The 22272-nt window shown below is 59.7% G+C and carries 16 protein-coding genes; 3 read left to right on the forward strand and 13 right to left on the reverse strand.

Annotation, left to right across the window (positions count from 1 at the left end):
- Positions 1 to 5: 5 nt before the first annotated feature.
- The 8 genes from gmd to E0473_RS09710 all read right to left on the reverse strand — a co-directional run bounded on the left by gmd (position 6) and on the right by E0473_RS09710 (position 10158).
- Entirely contained in the window at positions 6 to 1040 is a 1035-nt protein-coding gene (gmd, locus tag E0473_RS09675; protein ID WP_137680643.1) for a GDP-mannose 4,6-dehydratase, read from the reverse strand.
- Between the two features lie 192 nt (positions 1041 to 1232).
- Positions 1233 to 2417 (reverse strand): glycosyltransferase, encoded by a 1185-nt coding sequence (locus E0473_RS09680; RefSeq protein ID WP_241657430.1) that lies wholly within the window; start codon positions 2415 to 2417, stop codon positions 1233 to 1235.
- A gap of 20 nt (positions 2418 to 2437) precedes the next feature.
- Complete coding sequence (locus tag E0473_RS09685) at positions 2438 to 3628, reverse strand: glycosyltransferase family 4 protein (RefSeq protein WP_137680645.1); 1191 nt, start codon at positions 3626 to 3628, stop codon at positions 2438 to 2440.
- On the reverse strand, positions 3625 to 6723 hold the full coding sequence (locus E0473_RS09690) for an FkbM family methyltransferase (protein WP_137680646.1): 3099 nt from the start codon (positions 6721 to 6723) through the stop codon (positions 3625 to 3627). Before E0473_RS09690 ends, E0473_RS09685 begins: the two co-directional genes overlap by 4 nt.
- Positions 6724 to 6877: 154 nt before the next feature.
- The gene (locus E0473_RS09695) at positions 6878 to 8098 is read right to left on the reverse strand and encodes a glycosyltransferase family 4 protein (protein WP_137680647.1); all 1221 of its coding nucleotides are present in this window, start codon (positions 8096 to 8098) and stop codon (positions 6878 to 6880) included.
- Between the two features lie 164 nt (positions 8099 to 8262).
- Positions 8263 to 8811, reverse strand: a complete 549-nt coding sequence (locus E0473_RS09700) for an LptA/OstA family protein (RefSeq protein WP_137680648.1) — start codon at positions 8809 to 8811, stop codon at positions 8263 to 8265.
- A 40-nt stretch (positions 8812 to 8851) separates the two neighbouring features.
- Complete coding sequence (locus tag E0473_RS09705) at positions 8852 to 9508, reverse strand: LPS export ABC transporter periplasmic protein LptC (protein ID WP_137680649.1); 657 nt, start codon at positions 9506 to 9508, stop codon at positions 8852 to 8854.
- 20 nt (positions 9509 to 9528) lie between these two features.
- Complete coding sequence (locus E0473_RS09710) at positions 9529 to 10158, reverse strand: ribonuclease D (RefSeq protein WP_137680650.1); 630 nt, start codon at positions 10156 to 10158, stop codon at positions 9529 to 9531.
- A 79-nt stretch (positions 10159 to 10237) separates the two neighbouring features.
- Here E0473_RS09710 and ung point away from each other — a divergent pair, with 79 nt between their 5' ends.
- Positions 10238 to 10930 carry a uracil-DNA glycosylase gene (gene ung / locus E0473_RS09715; protein ID WP_137680651.1) on the forward strand — a complete coding sequence of 231 codons (693 nt, stop codon included), beginning with the start codon at positions 10238 to 10240 and terminating at the stop codon, positions 10928 to 10930.
- A gap of 93 nt (positions 10931 to 11023) precedes the next feature.
- Here ung and E0473_RS15400 read toward each other — a convergent pair whose 3' ends face one another.
- The 5 genes from E0473_RS15400 to E0473_RS09735 all read right to left on the reverse strand — a co-directional run bounded on the left by E0473_RS15400 (position 11024) and on the right by E0473_RS09735 (position 20663).
- Positions 11024 to 11191 (reverse strand): hypothetical protein, encoded by a 168-nt coding sequence (locus E0473_RS15400; protein ID WP_161981564.1) that lies wholly within the window; start codon positions 11189 to 11191, stop codon positions 11024 to 11026.
- A gap of 203 nt (positions 11192 to 11394) precedes the next feature.
- Positions 11395 to 12831, reverse strand: coding sequence for a glutamate synthase subunit beta (locus tag E0473_RS09720; RefSeq protein WP_137680652.1), 1437 nt, complete (start codon positions 12829 to 12831; stop codon positions 11395 to 11397).
- 13 nt (positions 12832 to 12844) lie between these two features.
- Positions 12845 to 17506 carry a glutamate synthase large subunit gene (gltB, locus tag E0473_RS09725; protein ID WP_241657431.1) on the reverse strand — a complete coding sequence of 1554 codons (4662 nt, stop codon included), beginning with the start codon at positions 17504 to 17506 and terminating at the stop codon, positions 12845 to 12847.
- Positions 17507 to 17690: 184 nt separating this feature from the next.
- Positions 17691 to 19346 carry a hypothetical protein gene (locus E0473_RS09730; RefSeq protein WP_137680653.1) on the reverse strand — a complete coding sequence of 552 codons (1656 nt, stop codon included), beginning with the start codon at positions 19344 to 19346 and terminating at the stop codon, positions 17691 to 17693.
- 48 nt (positions 19347 to 19394) lie between these two features.
- Positions 19395 to 20663: a TIGR04063 family PEP-CTERM/XrtA system glycosyltransferase gene (locus E0473_RS09735; RefSeq protein ID WP_241657432.1), complete on the reverse strand. Its 1269-nt coding sequence runs from the start codon at positions 20661 to 20663 to the stop codon at positions 19395 to 19397.
- Between the two features lie 47 nt (positions 20664 to 20710).
- Here E0473_RS09735 and E0473_RS09740 point away from each other — a divergent pair, with 47 nt between their 5' ends.
- Positions 20711 to 20914 (forward strand): hypothetical protein, encoded by a 204-nt coding sequence (locus tag E0473_RS09740; protein ID WP_241657433.1) that lies wholly within the window; start codon positions 20711 to 20713, stop codon positions 20912 to 20914.
- Positions 20907 to 22265, forward strand: coding sequence for a putative O-glycosylation ligase, exosortase A system-associated (locus E0473_RS09745; protein WP_241657434.1), 1359 nt, complete (start codon positions 20907 to 20909; stop codon positions 22263 to 22265). The genes E0473_RS09740 and E0473_RS09745 overlap by 8 nt, the downstream gene beginning before the upstream one ends.
- The last annotated feature ends 7 nt before the right edge of the window (positions 22266 to 22272 follow it).

Below are 22272 nucleotides of genomic sequence, written 5' to 3' on the forward strand. Positions count from 1 at the left end.
GTCTTTTAGAAAGACCTGTCGTTCTCGTTGCGGCGAAGATCGGCTTCGACCATCATGGCGCAAAGCTCCTCAAGCGAAGTCTTCGGTTCCCAGCCAAGTTCGTTCTTCGCCTTAGTGGCGTCGCCAATCAGAAGATCCACTTCTGCGGGTCGATAAAAGCGGGGGTCAATCGACATTACGGTTTTGCCAGATGCGACATCGATGGCCGTCTCGTTTTCCTCTTTTCCGTGGAACTCCAGGGTGAGCCCCGCGGCTTTGAACGCCAGCGCTACGAAATCCCGAACGGTTTCGGTGCGATTGGTCGCTAGCACATAAGTATCGGAGTGCTCGGCCTGCAGCATGCGCCACATGCCTTCGACGTACTCCTTGGCGAAACCCCAGTCGCGCTTTGCGTCGATATTGCCCAGCTTGAGGCAATCGAGTTTACCAAGCTTGATCTTCGCGACGCTGTCAGTGATCTTACGCGTGACGAACTCTCGGCCACGCAGTGGGCTCTCGTGATTGAAGAGAATGCCGCTGCTGGCGAAAATATCGTAGCTTTCACGATAGTTCACGGTCATCCAGTGGGCGTAAAGTTTTGCCACGCCATAGGGGCTGCGGGGCCAAAAGAACGTGCTTTCGTTCTGGGGAACGGCTTGCACCTTGCCGAACATTTCAGAGGTGCTGGCCTGATAGAAACGCACATTCGGATTTACGATCCTGATCGCCTCTAGCAAATTGACCGCACCCAATCCGGTGATTTCTGCCGTCGTAATTGGCTGTTCAAAAGAGACACCTACGAAGCTCTGGGCAGCCAGATTGTATACCTCGGTAGCACCTGTTTCCTGCAGCAGGCGGATTGACGTGGATAGGTCGGTCAGGTCAAATTCGACGAGGTGCAGATTGGCATGATTGGCAATGCCCAGCTCCTCCATCCGCCAGAAATTGACCGAGCTGGTCCGACGATATGTACCATAGACCTTATAGCCTTTTGCGAGCAGCAACTCGCTGAGGTACGCGCCGTCCTGTCCGGTAACGCCGGTAACAATTGCTGTTTTCATAGAACCTCGATTAACGCAAAATTAGTGGTGAGATGGACACTCAGAGATGTCAAGAAAATCGTAAGAGAAAAATAATTTTCGGAAAAGCCGATATTTCTACATGATATCAACGTTTTATTACGGCCCTATCCATCCGTGGCAGCGTCGACAGCTACGTCAATAGAAGGGGGCGAGGTTAGATGTCGCTGACGTTCAATGCGTAGCTCCAGAACAACTGAGGTTGCTAATCGCTTCAACAGCATCCTTCAAGAGAGTCGGCCAATAGAACTGCGACCTTATAGACAGGGGGGTGCCCTCATCGTTCCAAGGAGCATCGAGAATGTTTCGAACCTTTCGCCTGAAGTCACCTGATGTATCCGCGATATGCACATTATCTAATGCCATAGCTCCCTCAAAGCCGCGAAACGCCTTACTCGTCCCCACAATCTCACATCCAGATTCAAGCGCTTCCGCAGTCTTGAGATTAGATCCTTCGCCCGAGGTGATAGGCAGGAGAACAACACGACTTGCTCGAACTGCAGCCTGCAGTTCGACCTTCTCCATCCTTCCAAGGAGCTTGATTCTCGATCTATTAAAACGTTGGAGAGGATTTTCAGCGGCCATGCGCAGGATAATGTCACATACACTTCCAGCGATAACAATGTGCTCCTCGGGCCCAAGGAAAGTCAACCCGGGTGACATCATATCCCAGAATCCATGGGCATTAGGGAGATGTGCACTGCTGACAAAGATCGGATAGGGCTGCCCCATATAGCCCTTCCATTGTGCAACGCGGGCAGAACTGCAGGAGAAAGGACCTACCCCATTCCCCCCAACGACGATGGGAGTCGCAAAACCAAGCTGTCTATAAGTTGCCGCATCAGCCGGTGTACATGCAATAACGAGATCCGAGTCTGCTACAGCAGCATACTCAAGAGCCCGAATATCGCGAATAAGGGCTTCACTCTCTGCTGCATCGACCGACGCTCTGCGAAGGACATCTTCTTTGAGGCGGTATTCAACGTTTTGCGAAGAATATACTAGAGAAATTCCATGCATGTCCTTCAATAACTTAGCGGCTGGCATCAACCAAGGTTGCTCAACTACGATTGCATCGGGCTCAAACCTAACGACTTTGTCATTCAGTAATTGAAAAGCATCTTTACTATGTCTCGCATGGAGCCCGCCAAGATAGTCAGAAAGATATAGAAGTTCGTCGCTCCAATAAATAGAATCTCTATCGAAAGAAACGTCATCCGGTGAATCAGGTGAATAATGATCGGGTACATAAACTGCAATCGTGGCCACGTCATGCCCGTGACGACGAAGCTCGTTGGCAATGCTCGCACTCCTAATTTGCCCGCCATGAACGGCATTAGAAGTTGGATAGTTAGACATTTGCAGTATTTTCATCGATTTCACAGCATTGTCTCGCAAAAGTCCCGACCGAAGTCGCGCCAATTTCGTGAGAAATTCTGGCTAGCTATTTTAGTCTCCAGGGTTTCTCTGTAGCTTCTATCGTCAAGCAACCTGTCTATTTCGACCTTCCACCCCGGGAAATCAAGCGGATGATAGCTGGGCATCACGCCATTGGTGGCTTCATTTAGAGCGCTATTGTTGGCCACGACGCACACCTTGCCGAAAGAGGCGGCCTCCGTAGCCGCCAGGCCCCAGCCCTCAAAATAGCTTGGGAAAACCGAAAAAAAACAGCGTCGATAAAGCTCTTTTAACAATCGATCACTTAGGCCCTCTTTAAATATAATTTTTCCTGCTGCAAATGCGTTCATCCGTGTCGCTGACCTTACGAGATCATCGCTTCCCCATCCTTTCATTCCGACCATAATGAGCTTGGGGCAGTTTGGGCCGCGTTCTGCGTGAAGGTCGCGCCAGATGTCGATTAGTATTTGATGATTCTTGCGTGGCTCAATTGTGCTGACATATAAGATATAAGGCTCACCATTATGCATAGAAGCGAGATCTTTCTTGTCGCTTTCCGTCAACGGCTCGTCAGCATCGGTTCGCACAAAGCTGGCCAAAGGTATCACGTTAATTTGCGGAACATCGATAAGCTGCCGCTCGCGCCAAAACTCGCGAAGAGTTTCAGCTGATGTTTCTGAAATTGCGAAAATCGACTTCGCTTGAATAGCTAGCTTTCTGTAATGATAATCGAACTGATCGTAAAACTCTCTAGTTGGTGTAAATTCCGGATAGATAAGCGGAATAAGGTCGTATAGTGCCGACACCATCACACGTTTTGGACCATAGAGTTTTTCGACAGCATCAGGAACGCGAAAGGACCAATCGCTGCCGACAGTAACGAAAGTGTCGTTATCTTGAGCATTGAACCTGCATAACTGTCCGCGCACATTCCCCGCATCATTGTCGGGGTCGTCGCTAAGCACCCACGCATCGGAAACAATGTCGGCAAAAAATTTGCTCTTTATGCTCTTGAATCGGCTTTCATACCTATCAAAGTAAACTGGGACAACACTGCTGTCGAACCGGGCGCGAACCGCTTTGATTATTTCCCGTTCAACTCGCACAATGCCAACCGGCCTGCGGCGCCAGTCGGCTGAAGTAGTGACGTTTAAAACAATTCGCTTTTTCATTTTTCGGATCTCAACAAAATGCCGTCAACAAAGTCATCGCCAAAATGCGTCCAAGTGCGATTCTTGAAATTATCGCGTATTTTGTTTTCAAGCGATGCCTTATATTCCTCATCGTTGAGCAGGCGTAAAATTTCTGTCTTCCATCCAAGGAAATCCAGAGGATGATAAGAGGGCATTAAATTTTGTGTAGCTTCGCATAAGGAGCTGTTATTTGACACAATGCAGACCTTACCAAACGACAATGCTTCGGTAGCGGCCAGCCCCCATCCCTCGTAAAGACTGGGGAAGACAGCAAATGAACAGTTTGCATACAAGTGGGCGAGAAGGTTATCGCTCACGCGTTGCAGCCAATTGATCTTCCCACCTAGATACGCAGCCATGCGAGGAATCTGATCGAGCAAATCATTCGTGCCCCATCCAGGCATACCAACGTAAACAAACTGCGGGCAATCTAGCCCTCTCTCACTCCAAAGGTCGCGCCAGATATCGAACATTAACTTGTGATTTTTGCGAGGCTCAAATGAACTGACGTAGAGTACGTATCCACCTTTCTGAAAGACGCTACGCATTATTTCTTGTTCAGCATCGTTAAGCGGAGGGAGTGTTGCTGAATCCACATAACTTGCCAATGGATTGACAACAACACTTGGAAATTCCACGCACATGTCTTGTTTAAGCCAATATTCCATCAGATCTATTTTTGATCGTTCGGATATGGTAAACACTTTTTCTGCGGCGTGTGCCATTTCAAGAATATGTAATTCAAAATCCTCACGCAAATCTTCGCGGACTAAGAATTCGGGAAAGTTTATTGGAACTAAGTCGTAGCACGCGAGAATAATTTCTACGCCGCGCGATCTCATGAATGGTAAAACATGTGTGGGAGGGGAATGGTCCCAATCTAGACCTATGGAAATATAGGTGTCATTGCGGCTCAGTTCGGCATCCGGGAGCGACCTGAGGTCAATATAAGGATCGCCGCTGCCGCCTTCACACCATTCCTCTGCCAAGATCTGTTCTACTTGGAAACGTGCTAGTATTTTTGGGTTAGCTGGGGGGGCGGGCCAAATAATAAATTCGACATTTGCGAAATTCGATAAATACCGTGCAAGCTCTCGCTCCACACGCACGATGCCGACAGCGTGACTTCTCCACCGGTAGCTTGTGGTCAGATTGAAAACATAGCGGCATTTGCCTTCGTTCAAAAATTCTCTCTCAGGTGAGGAGAAGCTGTTTTTTACGGCGTATTCGAGTTTCGCTATATCAGTAGAAACCCGGCCCAGACGGTCTAAGACAAGCGGCTGACTATCAGAATTTGCCCTATGCTGGTTCTCATGAGGCATAGGTTGATGCGCAATTTGCTGAGAAAGTCTGGCGGTTTCGTTGGCCAGAGCTCGTATTTGGCGCTCAATTGGCCGATCACCCTCCAGCTTCAAAGCTGATGCAAGCACTGGTCCAATAACTGGCAAACTGGCCAAGTGGTGATGCTTAATAGCTCGATCTAGGCCTGCAACGCCCGGAATGAAGTTGCGACCCTCATCTGATCGGCGTAGTTGCTTAAGGATTTGGAGCTTGTGTACTCCCTTCCGTAAGCGGGAGACGTAATATGCTCTGCCTTCTGGATCCGGCGCGCGCCCAAGGACGCTTTGAAAAGCGAGGTCGACGAACTGCTCGTCATGCCAATTCAGCAATTGCTCCACCGAGGTTATCGGCGCCGTAGTCATTGGCTCAGATCTTTCATGGTGATCACAGGTTTCCGTAACTTCAACGGTTGGTCGAGTGTCATTGCCGCGCGGATGCTGCTGGGGGTAATCAGCCAACCACTCCGCAACCTCCGCAGCATGGGTCGCAGCCCTCTTTGCACGTTTGTTATTAATGAAGCTAGCTAACATTCCAAACAATCGGCGGGAAGCATATCGCGAAGCACTGGATTGTGAAAGCAAAGCCGCTGCACGTTTCAACCGCGCCTTGTCAACGGCTTGCGCGGTAGAGAGCTGCTGGACCTGATCACCCAACTTTTGCGCACGTGCTTGCTCGATCCTGAGCGCGTCGGAAGTGGACGCTATCTCCTCTCGCAGAGTTTGAAGATCGCCTAACTGAGTACGGAGGATTTGCCCGGTTTCTCTGAGCAGCGAAGCGTTTTGAGCTGCTAGGATATCTCGCGTTTCGCGCGACAATTCCGAGATTCGCTGAAGTTGTGCCTCATAATCACCTTCGCAACGTGCAAGTTCGCTGAGTGCATTCTCGTGTGCTTGACTTGCGCGCAGGACCTCCGCCTCGGCAGCACGTGCCTCGGCACTTTTGTTGGACAGGTCTAGATGTAGGCTATGCTCCGTCTTTCGCGCCTGTTCGAGGCAATCTTCGAGTCGCTGAATGTCACTGACGTACCCGGTGCGCAACGACTGCACCGAAAAGTGATGTTCAGAAACAGAAAATTTGTCGAAAATGTTCGGGGGCGTATCGAAGGCGGCGGCTAATTCCGCGTGCTCGGCAGCAACGAAATAACGATTTAGACCGTCAAAGCAGACTTCTCTATAGCCACGCGCGTGAAGCTCGGCGAGAGACTTTAGAGGGACGGGCTCCGGAGAGTTGGGCTTCGTGCTTTCGATGACAAGGATCCAAGGTGTAATCGGGCAATCGCCCCAACTGCGAAAGACGGCGTCTTCCATGCCTTCAACATCAACCTTGAGCCAATGCACATCCTGCCGCCCCATGCTCGCCAGCAATAGAGCCAGCGTGACGGTTGGCACCTCGCGCTCTTCACACTGAAAGCCGTTTTCGATATGTGATTGGGCGATGTCAGCGATGCCGGTTGAAAGTCCAGTATCCGGAAACTGGAAGAAAGTGACCGGATCGGCCCCGTCGCTTACCACCGCTTCGATCACGATCTCACCTGGGCGCTGCTCGCGCAACAACTGGGCGTAGTGTGAAACAGGCTCGACGTGCACACCGCGCCATCCGGCGTCGAAAAAGATCTTGCTCACCGAATCGACGACTGGGTGCTGCGCTCCAATATCGAGGTAACAGCCGTTTTCCACGTCACCTAACGCGCGCCACAAGAGTACGTCTTCAAAGTTCTGTGCGTAGGAGATCATCTCAGAAACCTATTAAACATTGCCGCCTTAAGGTTCCTAAACATAAGCATTGCTTTGGGACAATACTTTTAGCATGCGCAGGTATTGCGGCTATTTATGCGCAAGAAGGATTCTTGCGTTCAGCCAGTATGCTGTTAGCCGTCCCGACGACAAGTTAGGATAGATCCGTGATAGCCGAAACCAGTTCTTGGGCGCAGTCCCTCCACGATCTTAGCGATATCTCTGAAGCGCTGCGGCGGCTTTTTTCATAAGCGGCCACTATGGAAATGGCCAGATCATGCGAACTGATCACCTCGGGAAAGAACTGTAACTGGTGCCCCTCATGTCGTCGGAACACTGGTATATCGCGGGCGAGTACTGGCGACCCGAGCGCTAAAGCTTCGTCGAGTGGTAGGCCGTAACCTTCGGCAAGCGAGGCTACAAGCGTCAAGCGACAGGTTTGATAGGCGAAATGGAGCGTATCGTCAGTAGCATTGTCGTGCCAGAATAGTAACTTGCCCCATTGGGCGTGGTCTTGGATTCGCTTCTGCAGCTGCTCTGTATTCCAACCACGTCGACCGACAATGACAAGGGGGATATCGCATCCCATTGCCCAAATTTCCTCGAACGCATCCAGAGCTTGGAGGTGGCCCTTGCGCGGCTCGAGTGTGCCAACCATCAGGACCGCTCGCGAAAGGGTCTGTGCATTGAGCGATGGCCACTGCGCGAGCGCGCTGCTTTCATCCTTGTACTCTGTAAGACAGATGTCGGAACCCAATTCTACGGTTACTATCTCAGGCTTATTTTCAAGAAGAAAGCGTGACGTAATAATATCATCAACTTTCTCTGCTGTATCGGAGGATATGCAGATCAATCCGTCGGCCAGAGCTATGCAAGTATGCAACCATTTTCTATAACGCAGCCTGGATAGGGGCGTAAACCACTCGGGGTTGCTGTACGGTAGAATATCATACACGACGAACCACATCGCCGTGCCTTCCATTCTCAATTGCGCGAGCTGAGAATGGAATAGAGGGATACTATCAGTTGCAAAATCCAACCCGACAAAAATATTATTTTCGCTCGCGCTGGGGCATTCGCCGAGCTTAGTGACGTAGCCCGATTTTCGAGATGCTACGGTGAGAAAATCCGCGCTTACTTCAGCAGGGAGAATATAAGGAATTTGATCACGGATCGAGCGGACGACGCGCTGAATCCCTGTTCCGGCATCAGAACGCGATATAACTGAAACGTCAACCAGCAGATGATTTCGTTCACGGGCGCTAAGCGGGGGGCGGCTGGTCCGCAGACGGCGAACGCGCGCCACCTCTTTAAATGAAAGTAGTCTATCAAAAAAATCAATAGTCTGCCATTTTAGGCGATTGATGGGCTTCATTAGCGGGCTGCCTTCTCATCCACTTAAGTCTTTGAGAAACCGTAGACTGTTCGAGCTTTTTGGCCGACCATGTTTCATGGGCGTTCTCAAGAATTGCCGGCATAGCGATGCTTCAGAAAAGGTTCACGGATTCGCGCTGCCCAACACAAAGAACTTCGACACGCTCAGTCCGGAACCGAAAACGTTCCCGATACTCGCCCGCCGGGCCGATCGCTGGTCGCCGCGCCGCTACCGTCCACACTCGATAGGCCCGAGTTGAGATCGATCGTCAGCCGTCCGCCGTTGAGCCGGTCGGCGCTGCGGTTGAGGGACACATTGCCCGACAGCACGATCGTCTTGCGGTTGAAATCGTAGACCCCGGCATCGCCGCGGGCGCGTTCGTTGCCGCGCGTCACCACCACGTTGCCGCTTGCATCGAGCCGCTGGATCGTGAGCTGATTCGTATCGCTATAAGCAATGGTGGTGCGCTGCGCGGTCAGCCGCAGGTCGCCCTGGCGAATGTCGACCGAGCCCGACAGAACCACGCGGTTCTGCCGGTCCTGCAGTTCGATCCGGTCGGCACCGAAGTTCACCGGCTGGTTCGAATCGAACGAGCCGAGCGACTGAGCCCCCGCAATCGAGGAAAAGGCCAGGGCCCCGGCCGCGCCAGCAATCGCGCCGGCGGCAAGGCCTTGAAGCGCGAGCTTGCGCAAGGATGGACGCATTTTGGTCATGGCCGAGCTCGATAAGCCATCCTGCACCATTGGCAACTCCTCATCGTACGGCATTGGGAAGGCGCAGCTGGCCCGGTATCATGCGCATCCGCGCATTGCCCGAGAGTAACAGCGTGCGCGCGGCAAGATCTGCCCGGATACGATCGGCGCTGAAGTTGCCCGCCGGGACAACGCCGCTCACCCGGCCGGAGCCGGTCATCACCCGGTCGGACAGGTCAATCGCGACATTGCGTGCGCTCATTTCATAGCCGTCGGCGGCGGTGAAGCGGACGATGCCGGGAACCGCCACGACCTCGTCATCGATATCGTAGCGGGCACCCGGCGCGCTTAGCACGGCAGGGCCTTCGGGCAGCACGATCCGCGCGGTCAGGTCCTGCAACTGCACCAGCGGCAGCGAATTGCTTTGCTGCACCGCGCTGCCCGCCATCAGCGAGAACGGACGGCCCTGATCGTCTTCGCCGCGGTACATCGCATCGTTCACGCGCAGCCGGTCTTCAGCCACCGCCACCTTGTTGCGGTCGAGCAGGAAGCTCACCTCGCCGCGGGGGGAAAGCGGGGTGATCAGCATCATCGCCGCGATCATGCCGACCAGCGCCGGCAGGCCGAGCGCCAGCACACGCACGATTTTGTCGAGCGGCGAGCCGGGCGTAGCGAAGGCCTGGCGGCGGGTGCGGTTGCGGTCGGCTCTGGTGGTCATGGCGGTTCGCTTGGAATGCCTTACTCGTGGCTGAAGATGTCCTTCTCCGCCCAGCCGGCCAGATCAAGCCGGGCGCGCGTAGGGAGAAAGTCGTATGCCGCCTGCGCCATTTCAAGCCTGCCCTCGCGTTCGAGCCGCGTAATCAGGATCTCGCGCATGCGGTGGAGGAAGCGCACGTCCGATGCCGCATACTCGCGCTGGGCGTCGGTGATCGTGTCGGCGCCCCAGTCCGAACTCTGCTGCTGCTTCGACATATCCTCGCCGAGCAGCTCGTTGACGAGGTTCTTTAGGCCATGGCGGTCGGTGTAAGTGCGGGTCAGCTTTGAGGCGATCTTGGTGCAGAACACCGGGCCTGCTTCCACGCCCAGATAATATTCAATGGCGGCAAGGTCGAAGCGGGCGAAGTGGTAGATCTTCACCCGGCTCTGATCGGCCAGCACGCGTTTAAGGTTAGGCGCATCGTAGCTGCTGCCGTTCTTGAAGCGCACGAGGTGCTCGTCGCCCCGGCCATCGCTGATCTGGACCACACAGAGGCGGTCACGCGCGGTTACGAGGCCCATCGTCTCGGTGTCGACGGCGAGCGGGTGGTCGGGTGCGAGATCGGCAAAGGTGCCGTCCGGCAGGTCTTCCTCGTGGAAATGAATGGTCATGGCTCGGGCCTTAGGCGCATCGGGGATAGAGGGAAAGAGCCGCTGGCGGCGGTGCGGCGGCTTGCCTAGGTTGCGTTGTATGTCCGATACAGTTCCCGCAAGCTGGGCCAAGGTGCTCGATCCGGTCCTTTCGCAGCCCGCGTCGCGCAAGCTGGGCGGCTGGCTGCGCGCCGAGGAGGAGGCAGGCAAGGCGATTTACCCGCCACGTGGCACCCGCCTGCGCGCGCTTGAGCTGACGCCGCTCGACGAGGTGAAAGTGGTGATCCTCGGGCAGGACCCCTACCATGGGCCGGGGCAGGCACATGGCCTGTGCTTTTCGGTGCAGGACGGGGTGGCTCTGCCGCCCTCGCTGAAGAACATCTATGCCGAACTGGCAGACGATCTGGGCATTGCTCCGGCTGCGGGGGGCAACCTCGAAAGCTGGGCGCGGCAGGGGGTGCTGTTGCTCAACAACACGCTGACCGTGGAGAATGGCAAGGCGGGCAGCCATGCGGGCAAAGGCTGGGAAGCGATCACCGACGCCTGCGTTGCGGCCGTGGCCGAGCGAGACGAGCCTTGCGTTTTTATTCTGTGGGGCAGCCATGCACAGGGCAAGGCTGCGCGGATCGCGGCTTTGCATGAGGGCGGGCCGCACCTACTGATCAAGAGCCCGCATCCGAGCCCGCTCTCCGCCTATCGCGGGTTTTTCGGATCGAAGCCGTTCAGCCGGGCGAACGAATTTCTTGAAGCCAACGGGCGCGGGGCGGTGGACTGGCGATTGCCTGCCGGTTGACGAAGTTGACACCGGGCGAAAACACTTCAGAAAACCACCAGCCGATTGACACTTACCGACAGTGGCAGGTCGGGGCCGTGTAGGACAGGTGCCTCAATTGCCGGTCGGACCCGCGAAGGGGCTCAATTGCCACGCCTCTCCGCCGAGAGACTTCACCAGACAGAGCAACTTGCCATCAAGCCACAGTTCGGCGGTTCGTCCCGCCGTTTCGCGAGCGGCAAACTGCAGCGCGGCAAATATACCGGAGGCCTCGAACTCCATGTCACGCGCAATGTCCTTGCCGAGGTTGTGAAACTTTAGCCGGTAAGTCTGGCGCGAGTATGCAGAGGGCGGCGAAGCTGGCACGGCGATACCTTCACGCGAGAGCACGGCACCCTTGCGGTGCCACGATTTCAAACGTGGAGGAAACAGAGCGGTTCCGGCGGGTGAGCACTCTCTCCGCGCCGGAACATATGGGGCATCCGTTAACGCGGCAGCTGGGTCGCGCCCATCAGCGCTTCGTCCACGCTGGCGGCGCACTGGCGGCCCTCGCGAATCGCCCAGACGACGAGGCTCTGACCGCGCCGCATATCGCCGCAGGCCCAGATCTGCTCGTCGCTGGTGCGATAGGCCACCGTATCGGCATCGACATTGCCGCGATCGGTGAGCTTCACGCCCGACTGCTCGACCACGCCCGCCTTGCGCGGACCGACAAAGCCCATCGCCAGCAGGATCAGGTCCGCCTTCAGCACGAACTCGCTATCGGGCACCTCTTCGAGCTTGCCGTTCGACCAGTCGGCGCGCACGCACTTCAGGCCCGTGACCTTGCCGTCTTCGCCGACCACTTCCTTGGTCAGCACAGCCCAGTCGCGGTCGACGCCTTCTTCGTGGCTGGTCGAGGTGCGCAGCTTCATCGGCCAGTCGGGCCAAGTCAGGAGCTTATCCTCCATCTCTGGCGGCTTGGGCATGATCTCGATCTGGGTGACCGAAGCCGCGCCCTGCCGGTTCGAGGTGCCGACACAGTCCGAACCGGTGTCGCCGCCGCCGATCACGATCACGTGCTTGCCCGTGGCGGTGAGCGAGCCGCGCGGTGCGGCGCGCTCTTCGCTGTCGCCTGCCACGCGCTTGTTCTGCTGGGTGAGAAACTCCATCGCGAGGCGCACACCGGGCAGCTCGGCGCCGGGGATCTGCAACGGACGCGCATCTTCCGCCCCACCCGAGAGCACGATGGCGTCGAAGTTTTCCTTCAGCGACTTCATCGACACGTCCACGCCAACCTCGGTGGAGGTACGCAGGGTCACCCCTTCGGCTTCCATCTGGACCGCGCGGCGGTTGATCAGCGACTTCTCCATCTTGAAGTCGGGGATGCCGTAGCGCATCAGGCCGCCGATCCGGTCGGACTTCTCGAACAGCGTGACCGAGTGCCCGGCGCGCGCCAGCTGCTGCGCGCAGGCCATGCCGGCGGGGCCGGAGCCGACCACGGCGACGCTCTTGCCGGTCTTCTCCTTCGGCGGCTGCGGCTGGACCCAGCCTTCCTTCCACCCGCGATCGATGATCGCGCATTCGATCGACTTGATCGTGACCGGCTGGTCGGTGATGTTGAGCGTGCAGCTCGCCTCGCACGGGGCGGGGCACACGCGGCCGGTGAACTCGGGGAAGTTGTTGGTCGAGTGCAGGATCTCGAGCGCGTTCTGCCAGTCGCCCTCGTACACAAGGTGGTTCCAGTCCGGGATGATGTTGTTCACCGGGCAGCCGTTGTGACAGTAGGGAATGCCGCAGTTCATGCAGCGCGAGGCCTGCAACTGAAGCTTGTCCTCGTCATGCGGGATGACGAATTCGCGGTAGTGCGTCAGCCGTTCCTTGGGATCGGCATAGGTGCGATCCTGACGGTCGACTTCGAGAAAGCCGGTTTCCTTACCCATCTTCGTAATACCCTTATTCGGCCGCGACGCTGGCGGCTTCGGCGCGCTCGGCTTCCAGTTGCTTGAGGGCGCGGCGGTAGTCCACCGGCATCACCTTCTTGAACTTGCCAAGCGCATTGTCCCAATCCTCAAGCAGCTCGGTCGCACGCGTCGAGCCGGTGTGGAGCTTGTGGCGTTCGAGCAGAATGCGCAGCCGCTCGGCATCGTGGTAGAGCGGATCGCCCATGCCGTAGTCGGTAACGCTGGTCGGCCGCTGGGCGGGGCGCCCGGTGCCGTCCTCCTCGCTCGGCGCGGCGCTGATCGGCTCAAGCTCGACCTGCGCCATGTTGCAACGCTCGGCGAAGGTGCCGTCCTCGTCGTAGACGTAGGCGATGCCGCCGCTCATGCCGGCGGCAAAGTTGCGCCCGGTCTTTCCGAGCACGCAGACCACGCCGCCGGTCATATATTCGCAGCCATGATCGCCGGTGCCCTCGACCACCGCCACGGCGCCCGAGTTGCGCACCGCGAAGCGTTCGCCGCCGACACCGTTGAAATAGGCCTCGCCCGCGACTGCGCCGAACAGAACGGTGTTGCCGACGATGATGTTTTCCGCAGCCACGCGGCCAGTGCCTTCCGGCTGGCGCACGATCACGCGCCCGCCGGAGAGGCCCTTGCCGACATAGTCGTTGCTGTCGCCTACCAGATCAAGCGTGACGCCGTGCGCAAGCCAAGCGGCGAAGCTCTGTCCGGCGGTGCCGGTGAAGGTGATGCGCAGCTGCTCGGCGTCGAGGCCCTTGTGGCCGTGCGCACGGGCAATCTCGCCTGAAAGCATCGCGCCAACGGTGCGGTTGACGTTGCAGATCTTCGATTCGAGCGAGAGCACCTTGCCCTCGTCGATTGCCGGACGCGCTGCCTCGATCAGCTTCACGTCGAGCGCCCTTTCGATGCCATGATCCTGCCCTTCGGTGTGGAACAGGCTCTTGCCTTCGGGCAGTTCCACCGTGTGCAGCAGCTTGGAAAGGTCCACGCCGCTTGCCTTCCAGTGGCGGATGGCGCGGTTCATATCGAGCCGGTCGACCCGGCCGATCATCTCGTCGAGCGTGCGGAAGCCCATCTCGGCCATGATCTGGCGCAGCTCTTCGGCGACGAAGAAGAAGTAGTTGATGACGTGCTCGGGCTGGCCGACGAAGCGCTTGCGCAGCTCGGGGTTCTGCGTGGCCACGCCCACCGGGCAGGTGTTGAGGTGGCACTTGCGCATCATGATGCAGCCCGCCGCGATCAGCGGAGCCGTGGCAAAGCCGAACTCGTCGGCCCCCAGCAGCGCGCCGATGGCGACATCGCGCCCGGTGCGCAGGCCGCCATCGACCTGCACCGCAACGCGCGAGCGCAGATCGTTGAGCAGCAAGGTCTGCTGCGTTTCGGCAAGACCAATTTCCCACGGGCTGCCCGCATGGGTGAGGCTGGTCAGCGGCGAAGCGCCGGTGCCGCCCTCGTAGCCCGAGATGGTGATGTGGTCCGCGCGCGCCTTCGAAACGCCCGCAGCCACGGTGCCCACGCCCACTTCTGAGACGAGCTTTACCGAGATGCGCGCCAGCGGGTTGGTGTTCTTCAGATCGTGGATCAGCTGAGCCAGATCCTCGATCGAATAGATGTCGTGGTGCGGCGGAGGTGAGATCAGGCCCACGCCCGGGGTCGAGTGCCGGGTCGCGCCGATGGTCTTATCCACCTTGTGGCCCGGCAACTGGCCGCCTTCGCCGGGCTTTGCGCCTTGCGCCATCTTGATCTGGATGTCGTCGGCATTGACCAGATATTCGGTGGTCACCCCGAAGCGGCCCGAAGCGACCTGCTTGATCGCCGAGCGCAGGTTGGTGCCGTCTTCCATCGGCTTGAAGCGGCGCGGATCTTCGCCGCCTTCGCCGGTGTTGGACTTGCCGCCGATCTTGTTCATCGCCGCAGCCAGCGTGGTGTGCGCTTCCCAGCTGATCGAGCCGTAGCTCATCGCGCCGGTGGCGAACCGCTTGACGATATCCTCGGCCGGTTCGACTTCGGAGATGTCGAGCGGCTGCTCTGCCTTCTTCAGCTCCATCAGCCCGCGGATCGTCAGCAGGCGTTCGGACTGCTCATTGATCGAGTCGGCGAAGCGCTTGTATTCGGACGGCTGGTTGCCGCGCACCGCGTGTTGCAGGTTGGCAACGTTGGCGGGCGTCCAGGCGTGATCCTCGCCGCGCAGGCGATACTGGTAGATGCCGCCCACATCGAGCATGTTGCGATAGATCGGGTTGTCACCGAAGGCCGCCGCGTGGCGCAGCACGGTCTCTTCCGCCACCTGCGCGAGGCCGATGCCCTCAATGGTGGTGGCGGTGCCGGTGAAGTACTTGTCGATGAAGGCGGTGTTCAGGCCGACTGCATCGAAAATCTGCGCCCCGCAATAGGACTGGTAGGTCGAGATGCCCATCTTGGACATGACCTTCTGAATGCCCTTGCCGATGGCCTTGACGTAGTTCTTCTGCACGTCCTTTTCGGACAGGTGCGGGAACTTATCGGCGCGCAGGTTCTCCATCGTCTCAAAGGCGAGGTAGGGGTTGATCGCTTCCGCGCCATAGCCTGCCAGCACGCAGAAGTGATGCACTTCGCGCGCCTCGCCGGTTTCGACCACGAGGCCGGTCTGCATCCGCAAACCTTGCCGCACGAGGTGGTGATGGACAGCCGCCGTTGCCAGCAGCGCGGGCATGGGAATGCGGTCGGAGCTGGCCGCCCGGTCCGACAGGATCAGAATGTTCCTGTCCTGCAGCACCGCTTCGGTGGCGGCCCAGCACATTTCCTTGATCGCCATGCGCAGGCCCTTGGCGCCCTTCTTGGCGGGCCAGGTGATGTCGATCGTTTCGGTGCGGAACGCGCCATCGAGGCTCGATTCGACCGAGCGGATCTTCTCCATGTCGGCGTTGGTCAGGATCGGCTGATCGATTTCCAGACGCTTGTGCGTGCCCGCCTCGTGGCCGAGCAGGTTCGGGCGCGGGCCGATCATCGAGAGCAGGCTCATCACCAGCTCTTCGCGGATCGGGTCGATCGGCGGGTTCGTCACCTGCGCGAAGTTCTGCTTGAAGTAGTCGTAAAGCAGGCGGCTCTTCTTCGAGAGCACGGCAATCGGGGTGTCGGTACCCATCGAGCCGATCGGGTCATCACCGTTGACGGCCATCGGTTCGAGGAAGCGGCTGATGTCTTCCTGCGTGTAGCCAAAGGCCTGCTGCCGGTTGAGCAGCGTTTCGTCGGCTGCGCGCACGGCATCGACGTCGGTCTCGATCGCTTCGAGATCCTTCAGCTTGTACTGCGCCTTGTGCAGCCACTCGGCATAGGGTTCTTCCCCGGCCAGCTGCGCCTTGAGCTCTTCATCCTCGACGATGCGGCCTTCTTCGAGGTCGATCAGCAGCATACGGCCCGGTTGCAGGCGCCACTTGCGCACGATGTCCTCCTCGGCAAACGGCAGCACGCCGCTCTCCGAAGCGAGGCAGACGATATCGTCCTTGGTCAGGCAATAGCGCGCCGGACGCAGGCCGTTGCGATCGAGCATACCGGCGATCTGGCGGCCATCGGTGAAGGCGAGCGCGGCGGGGCCGTCCCACGGTTCCATCAGCGCGGCGTGGTATTCGTAGAAAGCGCGGCGCTCGGGGTCCATGTTCGGATCGCGCGACCAGGCTTCAGGCACCAGCATCATCATCGCGTGGGCGAGCGAATAGCCGCCCAGCAACAGCAGCTCGAGCGCGTTATCGAGGCAGGCGGTGTCCGACTGGCCATGCGGCACGATCGGCCACAGCTTGTCGAGGTCGGCGCCCAGCAGGTCCGATTCCATCGTGCGGCGGCGCGCGTTCATCCAGTTTACGTTGCCGCGCACGGTGTTGATCTCGCCATTGTGCGCCATCAGGCGGAACGGCTGGGCCAGACGCCAGCTGGGGAAAGTGTTGGTCGAGAACCGCTGGTGAACGAGGCCGAGCGCCGAAAGGCAATCGGGATCGCGCAGGTCGTCGTAGAACGATTCGACCTGGTTCGCGAGCAGCAGGCCCTTGTAGACCACGGTGCGGCTCGAAAAGCTCGGCATGTAGAGCTTGAGCAGGCCCGGCATGTCGTGCTTCTCGGCCAGATCCTTCAATGGGTTCTGGGTCTGCTTGCGGATCACGATCAGCTTGCGCTCGAACGCATCCTGATCGGGGCAGTTTTCGCCGCGCGCGATGAAGCACTGGCGGATCACCGGCATCGAATCGAGCACGGCCCTGCCAAGGCCCGTGGTGGTGGTCGGCACGTCGCGCCAGCCGATAAGGTGCTGGCCTTCCTTGGCCACGAACTTTTCGAACTGTCCCGTGATGAAATCGCGCGCCTCGGTGTCCGAAGGCAGGAAGCACATGGCCACCGCATAGTCGCCCGCAGGCGGCAGGGTCAGGCCTTCGGAATCGGCCCACTTGCGATAGAGCTTGTCGGGAATCTGAATCAGGATGCCTGCGCCGTCACCCAGCAGCGGGTCCGCACCCACCGCGCCGCGGTGGTCGATGTTCTCGAGAATCTGCAAGGCCTGCGACACAATCGCATGCGATTTGACGCCCTTGATATGGGCTACGAAGCCCAGACCGCAGTTGTCATGCTCGTTGCGTGAATCATAAAGGCCCTGGTTCTCGGGAAAATCGGGACGCTGCGTCAGCTTGGTCAAGTCAGTCTTCCTGTCTGGACCCGACCCTAGGTCCCGCGCCCCGCCGCCGGTTACATCGGCAACGAAACGCGAATCTCAGGGGCACCGGGCCGCACGAAAATGTCGCGAAGGGTTCCCATGGCGACAGGAAGCGAATTTTGCAAGTGGGCGGAACGCTCGGTGGCGTCCGTCAGGGTGGGCGAGACTAGCTGGCCCGGCCCATGCGTTGCAGGTTGCGCAGAACTTCGCGCAGCGCCTGGTCGGTCTCTTCGCTGGAGGCAGGGGCCTGGCTATCCTGCGGCTGCGCTGGCGAGGATGATACTGCCTTGGGCGGATCGAATGAGCGCTCTGCCGCGCGGGCCGCCTGGCCCGGAAAGACCACGGCGGCTTCCTCGCCGTCGTCGCTTTCAGGCTCTTCGATGCGAACCGCACGCAGGGGCCTTTGCGCGAAGCCACGGGTCAGGCTGGCATAGCTCTCCTCACCATCGTCGGCGTTGCCCGTCGCCGGTTCGGCTGGCGTTAGGGTGCTGTCCGGCGATGTGTCTGCCACCGGGGCCGGATCAGTCTCAAACACCTGCCGCAGAGGGGCGCGGTTTGCCGCCTTGGCAGAGAAGGGCAGGGTAAAGCTCGCCGAGAGCGCGGCAGCGGCCTGATCGTCTTCGTCCTCATTGTCGTGCTCGGGGGTAAAACCCGCGAGTGAGGCGATGGGGGCCGGCTTGGCATCGCCAGCCTCGGGCTGAGCGTGCGTGCCTTGCGGCTGTTCCTGATCGTCCTCGCTCTCGTCTTCGTCGGAATAAGAGGGGGCCTTCGCTGGAGAGGGGGCGTCGAAATAGGCCTCGCGCGCCTGGGCCGCTTCGTTGGGAGCGATGGTGCCGAAGGCTTCTTCGGTATCGAGCCTTGCAGGCTCGGGAACCTCATCCGTGTTCATCGCAGCCACTTCTGCGGCGCGTTGGTTCTTCTCGATCAGCCAGGCGCGATGTTTTTCGATGGTCGCTTCGAGCTTCTGCACCAGCTGCACCAGGCCGAGTTCGGCAAGGTCTTCGCGAACACCGGCGGGGGCAGGCGCTGCGGCAGGCCGGTCCGCTGCGGGTGGCGAGAACGCCTGCGGCTTGTCTTGCGCACGCGGCGCGTTTGATTCGGGCTGCGGCTCGCTGGCAGCGGCCTCGACGGGTCGCGCAAAAGGAGCAGGGTTGGCGAAAGGCGCCGGCGCGGGCTCTTCGCTGTTGACGAAAGGGTCCTTCGCCTCACCTGCGAACATGGTGTTATCGGCGTGCCAGGCAGGCGCGGCCTCTGCCAGCGCCGACGCGTCGCCGAGTTCCAGGTCTTCGGGCAGATCGAGGTCCACTGGCTGCGACGGCGCATAGGCAGCCGCGCGGTAATCATTAGCCCGCTCTTCCTCATCTTCCGCGATCACGGCCAGCGTCATGGCGCGGCGGCGCGCGCTTCGGTCGCCATCGAAGCCTTCGCTGCCAAGCTCGGCATGGGCATTGACCGGCGGGCGGCGAATCAGATCGGAGGGATTGGTCGACCGGTTGGCGATGGCGGTCCGGTTCGACCGGGTGACCTGCCGGGCAACGATCAGGCCGATCACGGCCCCCGCAACTGTGGCGGCGAGGGCGATTCCGGCCCGTGCGGTGAAGCCGAGCGGTGGCTGGGCTGCGGAAACGATGGCGGGCAGGCCGCTGGCGACCACCAGTTTCTCGATCACGGTGATGGGGACAATAAGGCTGCCGATGCCCAGCAGTGCGGCGAACCACAGCGCCACGATCGCGGCGAAGGCGGGATGAGCGGAAACGGGCGCCCGGGCACCTGTCCGCTTGTTGCGCGTGCCGCCTGTGCGACCCTGCTCGACCTTTGCCACCAGCCTTGCGTCCTTACTTGCGCCGACGTGAACTGCGACCCGACAGAATCAGGCAGCAGCAGGTATACGGCAATCCAAGGGTTTGCCTAGCAAGGCTTGGTAAACGGAAAGATAACGGCCTGCATTGGTAAACCAGTCGTGCTTGCGCGCGACATGCTCGCGGCCTGCATCGCGGATCGTTTCCCACCGGTTGCGCTCGTTCAGCAGGCGGGCGAGGGCATCGGCGCAAGCCTGCGGCTCGTCGGGCGCGAACAGCACGCCGGTGGTGCCATCCTCGATCAGTTCGCGGTGGCCGCCGATGTCGCTTGCTGCCACCAGCGTGCGCTGGGCCATCGCTTCGAGTGGCTTCAGAGGCGTGACGAGATCAGTCAACCGGCTGCGCTTGCGGGGATAGACCATGACATCGCACAGCGCATAGTAGCGTTCGACCTCGCTGTGCGGCACGCGGCCGATGAAGCGGATCGCCCTGGCCGCACGCGAGGTTTCAGCCTGTTGGCGCAAAGCCTCCTCCATGTTGCCGCCGCCGACCAGCAGCAGCTTGGCATCGGGCACGCGGTCAAGCAGCATGGGCATGGCGGCGATAAGATCGTCGAGGCCCTCGTAGTCGTAGAAGCTGCCGATGAAGCCGATTACCGGCCCCTCGCCAAGGCCGAGCTGGGCCGCCAGAGCCTTGTCGCGTGGCGGGGGCGTGCCGAACAGGGCGAGGTCGACCCCGTTGGGCATCACGCCAATTTTGCCGCCAGCATGGCCGCGCGCGATCAGGTCGTCGCGCAGACCATGGCAAATGGTCATCACCGCGTCGGCGCGGGCGACCACGCGATTCTCGAAAGCGCGGGTAAGGCGATAACGTAGCGAGCCCTCGGTTGTCATCAGGTTGCCCACCGCCGCATCCTCCCAGAAGGCACGGATCTCGTAGACCACCGGAATGCCGAGCCGCTGCCCGGCGCGGATCGCGGCCTGCCCGCATAGCGATGGCGAGTGGGCGTGAAGCACGTCGGGTCGCCAGTCCTTGGCCAGCGCGACGATGGCATCGGTAAGCAGGCCGACCTCGCGCCATTCGCGAAGGCCCGCCGGGCCGCCTGCCGTGCCGCGGGTGCGGTGGAAGGTCAGCCCATCCTCGGTTTCGACATCGGGCCCGTCCTCGGTATGGCGCAGGCCGGTGATCCCGCGTACCTCAAGCCCGTGGCGTTCCTGCGCCTTCAGGATCGCGCGGGTGCGGAAGGTGTAGCCCGAATGGATCGGCAGCGAGTGATCGAGCACATGCAGGATGCGGGCCGCAGGCCGGGTGAGCGAAGCGTGGATCATGGTGTCTGCCATGCCACGGCAAGCTTAACGCCGCGTCAAGGGCTTCGCGCTATGGCGCTGTGCGAAAGGCCAGCCCGCTCGTGATCGACTACTTCGCTATAGCCCTGACGCACGGCCTGATGGTGCTGGCCGTCTGGCGCCTGCTGGCGCGGCCCGATCTCGACGACGACAGCCTCGCCAGCGAGGAAGAAGCCAGGCCGAAGCCGTGGCTGGCAGCGCGCGACGAGGATGCCGGAGACGAGCGTGGGGGCGGCCGTGGTTGATCTCGTCCTGCTCGCTTTCATCGGGCTGATCGCGGCGATGGGGCTGAAGCGCCCGTTCATCTGGATTCTGCTCTATATCTATGTCGATCTGGTGATCCCGCAAAAGGTCGGCTGGGGCATCATTCAGGCCTTGCCACTCTCGCTGATGATGTTCGTGCTCGCGTTCGGCGGCTGGCTCGTGCTCGATAGCAAGAAGGGCAGCCGCTTTACCTTCCGCCAAGGGCTGATTCTGGCCCTTCTCGGCCTATGCGCCTTCACCACCTTCCGCGCCGAGTTTCAGGACAGCGCCTGGGAGAAGTGGGACTGGGTGTGGAAGAGCCTGCTGTTTGCGGCCTTCCTGCCGCTCACCATGCGCACGCGGTTGAGGATCGAGGCCGTGGCGCTGTTCATGGTGCTGTGCATCGGGGCGATCTGCATCTCGGGCGGGATGAAGACGGTGTTCGGCGGCGGAGGCTATGGCACGCTCAAACTTCTGGTGATCGAGAATTCGGGCATTTACGAGAGCTCGATCATCTCGATTGCGGCCATCGCGATCATCCCCATCGCGGTGTGGCTGGCGCGGTTCGGCACCGTGTTCCGCCCGCACTGGACAGTGACCATGTTCGTGGCTGCGCTGTCGTTTGCCTGTCTGCTGATGCCAGTCGGTACCAATGCCCGCACCGGGCTGGTTTGCGCGGCGGTGCTGGCCGTGATGATGCTGCGCACGGTGCGCAATCGGTTCGTCTATGCCGGGCTGGCGGGCGCGGTGCTGGTGATGGCGGTGCCGTTCCTGCCGCAGTCCTTCACCGAGCGCATGGGCACCATTTTTGACCATCAGGAGGACGAATCGGCCTCGACGCGTATCGCCGTGTGGAGCTGGACGCTCGACTACGTGAAGGACCATCCGCTCGGCGGCGGGTTCGACGCTTATCGCGCCAACAGCTTTACCTATCAGATGCCGCAGGTGATCGGTTCGGGCAACTCGCGCTCGGTCACCTATATCGAGGTGACCGATGAGGGCCGCGCCTACCACTCATCTTATTTCGAGATGCTGGGCGAGCAGGGCTGGCTGGGCCTCGGGCTGTGGCTGCTGCTGCACGCGATCGGCCTGCTGCAGATGGAGCTGGTGCGCCGCCGGTTCCGCCCGAAAAACGGCGAAAAGCTGGGCTGGCAGGGCGGGCTGGCCGAAGCCCTGCAACAGGCGCACGTGGTGTTCATGATCGGCGCGCTGTTCGTAGGCATCGCCTTCCAGCCGTTTGGCTTCCTGATCGTGGGTATGGAGATCGCCTTCGGCACCTACCTCAAGCGACAGGAAGGAACGGGGCGCAAGGCGCGCTTCACCCCGCGCGCGGAGCCGCTGGCGCAGGCTTGAACCGACG

The organism is Aurantiacibacter suaedae, from assembly GCF_005434915.1.
Taxonomy (GTDB): Bacteria; Pseudomonadota; Alphaproteobacteria; order Sphingomonadales; family Sphingomonadaceae; genus Alteraurantiacibacter; species Alteraurantiacibacter suaedae.